Annotated in this window: 4 protein-coding genes; all 4 read right to left on the bottom strand. The window is 64.3% G+C overall.

What is annotated here, in order from left to right; all coding sequences use genetic code 11:
• Positions 1-332, bottom strand: a 332-nt coding sequence (gene rpsP, locus EN964_RS30645) for a 30S ribosomal protein S16 (protein ID WP_127277147.1), incomplete at its 3' end; no start/stop codon positions are given.
• Between the two features lie 51 nt (positions 333-383).
• Positions 384-710, bottom strand: a complete 327-nt coding sequence (locus EN964_RS30640; RefSeq protein WP_023811329.1) for a chorismate mutase — start codon at positions 708-710, stop codon at positions 384-386.
• Positions 711-717: 7 nt separating this feature from the next.
• On the bottom strand, positions 718-2,277 hold the full coding sequence (ffh, locus tag EN964_RS30635) for a signal recognition particle protein (protein ID WP_127271191.1): 1,560 nt from the start codon (positions 2,275-2,277) through the stop codon (positions 718-720).
• A gap of 344 nt (positions 2,278-2,621) precedes the next feature.
• Positions 2,622-2,913: addiction module antidote protein (locus tag EN964_RS30630; protein ID WP_306663833.1), on the bottom strand; the 292-nt coding region annotated here is incomplete at its 5' end.

Genomic DNA, 2,913 nt, shown 5'->3' with positions numbered 1-2,913 from the left:
TCCTGCGCCTTCTTCAGAAGGGCAGCGCGTTCCTGCGCCTTCTTGCCCGGCTCGGCCTTCTTCGGGTTGGAACGGGCGTCGCGCTTGACGAGGCCGGCCTCGTCGAGGAAGCGCAGCACGCGGTCGGTCGGCTGGGCGCCATGCGCCAGCCAATGCTTGACGCGGTCGGCGTCGACCTTGACGCGTTCGCCGTCCTTGGGCAGTAGCGGGTTCCATGAGCCGATCGACTCGATGAACCGGCCGTCACGCGGCGAACGGGCGTCGGCAATGACGACGTGGTAGTAAGGACGCTTCTTCGAGCCCGCACGGGCCAGTCGGATCTTCAAGGGCATTTATTTTCTCCTAAAAAGGCTGATTTGGTTGGTCGGTTGGTGGCTGGTTTCTCAGCCGGCTTTCATCACGCCGTTGGAAGCGGCGATCTGTTCGTGGTGGCGGATCACTTCGCGGACGACGAAGTTGAGGAATTTTTCCGCGAAATCCGGGTCGAGATGGGCATCCTTCGCCAGCTGGCGAAGCCGGGCGATCTGCTGCTGCTCGCGCGCCGGGTCGGCCGGCGGCAGGCCATGCGTCGCCTTCAGCACGCCGACCGCCTTGGTGCAGCGGAAGCGCTCGGCCAGCATGTGGATGAGGGCCGCGTCGATGTTGTCGATCGAGGCGCGGTAATCGGCCAGGAGAGCGCGGGCGTCGGCCATGTCCTTCTCTTCGTTCATGGCGTCCTCACTTCTTCTTGCCAAGGCCGGGCAGCCCGCCACCGCCGAGGCCGGGGAGCCCGGGGAGTTTCATGCCGCCGGGCAGACCGGGCATTCCGCTGGGCAGGCCACCGCCGCCAGGAAGGCCTTTCATGCCGCCGCCGAGGCCGGCTGCCTGTGCCTGCTTCTGCAAAGCTTCGAGCTGCTTGGGGTCCATCTTCGACAGGTCCGGCATGCCGCCGCCCATCATGCCGCCCATCATGCCGCGCATCAGGCCGCCGCCTTTGCCCTTGCCGCCCATCGCCTTCATCATGTCGGCCATGCCGCGGTGCATCTTGAGCAGCTTGTTGATTTCGGCCGCGTCGGTGCCGGAACCGGCGGCGATGCGCTTCTTGCGCGAATGCTTGAGCAAATCGGGATTGGCGCGCTCGGCCTTGGTCATCGACGAGATGATGGCGAGCTGGCGGCCGAACATCTTGTCGTCGAGACCGGCGGCGGCCATCTGGTCCTTCATCTTGCCCATGCCGGGCATCATGCCCATGATGCCGCCCATGCCGCCCATCTTCGACATCTGCTGAAGCTGACCGGCGAGATCGTTCAGGTCGAACTTGCCCGACTGCATCTTCTTGGCCATCGCCGCCGCCTGTTCGGCGTCGATGTTCTCGGCGGCCTTTTCGACGAGCGAGACAATGTCGCCCATGCCGAGGATGCGGTCGGCGATGCGCTTGGGGTGGAATTCCTCCAGCCCGTCCATCTTCTCGCCAGTGCCGATCAGCTTGATCGGCTTGCCGGTGACGGCGCGCATCGAAAGAGCCGCACCGCCACGGCCGTCGCCGTCCATGCGGGTCAGGACGAGGCCGGTGATGCCGACGCGCTCGTCGAAGCTCTTGGCCAGGTTGACTGCGTCCTGGCCGGTCAGCGAATCGGCGACCAGCAGGATTTCGTGCGGGCTCGACACCTTCTTGATGTCGGCCATCTCGACCATCAGCGGCTCGTCGATATGGGTGCGGCCGGCGGTGTCGAGGATGACGATGTCGTGGCCGCCGAGCTTGGCCGCCTGCACGGCGCGGCGGGCGATGTCGACCGGCGACTGGCCGTCGATGATCGGCAGCGTGGCGACCTTGACCTGTTCGCCGAGCTGGCGAAGCTGCTCCTGCGCGGCGGGGCGCCGCGTGTCGAGCGAGGCCATCAGGACCTTCTTGTTCTGACGCTCGGAAAGACGCTTGGCGATCTTGGCCGAAGTGGTCGTCTTGCCCGAACCCTGCAGGCCGACCATCATGATGACGATCGGCGCCGGGGCATTGAGATCGATGGCGACGCCTTCGGCGCCGAGCATCTCGACCAGTTCGTCATGGACGATCTTGACGACCATCTGGCCGGGCTTGATCGACTTGACCACGGCAGCGCCGACGGCCTTCTCGCGCACCTTGTCGGTGAAGGAGCGCACCACTTCCAGCGCCACGTCTGCTTCGAGCAGCGCACGGCGCACCTCGCGCAGCGCCGCCGAGACATCAGCCTCCGATAGCGCGCCGCGGCCGGTCAGGCCGTTCAGGATCGAACCAAGACGTTCCTGTAGCGATTCAAACATTCGTTTTCCTTTTCCCTGGCATCCGGATGATGCCCGAGAGGTAATGCGTTCGCGCCCAGTGTCCAACCAAAAGCCAAAACCAAAAAGCACCCGGGGGCGCTCAGCGCTGCCGGGTGTTGGCCTCCAGGATCGATTTACAGCACTTCACCTCAAAGAGGTTTCGGCGTCCTGGTCGGCTTGCTCGGAGGGATACTCGTCGCGGAATTCGGGGCGTGTAGACAGGAAATCGGACACGGAGTCAAGACGAAGACCGGATTGCAGGGCGTGCGGCAGCCACGGCAGTGGTTGCCGGCATGCGAATTGGGCAAACAATTCTGCGCGCGAGGGGTCTTTGGAAACCCTGATTAACTAGACGGCTCGGCTGTGATCTTCACCCCGAGCGCCTTTGTGACACCCAGTAGCGTCGAAAGGCGCGGGTCACCGTCTGGCCTCAGTGCTTTGTAAAGAGCTTCACGAGTGACGCCTGCTTCCTTTGCAACAGCGGTCATGCCGCGCGCACGAGCAACAATGCCGAGCGCGTTTGCTATATAGCCAGGGTCGCCGGTCGCAAAGGCGTCGGCCAGCAGCTCGGCCTGCCCTTCGGCGCTGCCAAGATGCTCGGCGGGATCAAACGGAACGGTTTCGATTGCCATGATC

This window comes from Mesorhizobium sp. M7A.F.Ca.CA.001.10.2.1 (assembly GCF_003998575.1).
GTDB lineage: Bacteria > Pseudomonadota > Alphaproteobacteria > Rhizobiales > Rhizobiaceae > Mesorhizobium.
This window is presented reverse-complemented; position numbering and strand designations above follow the sequence as displayed.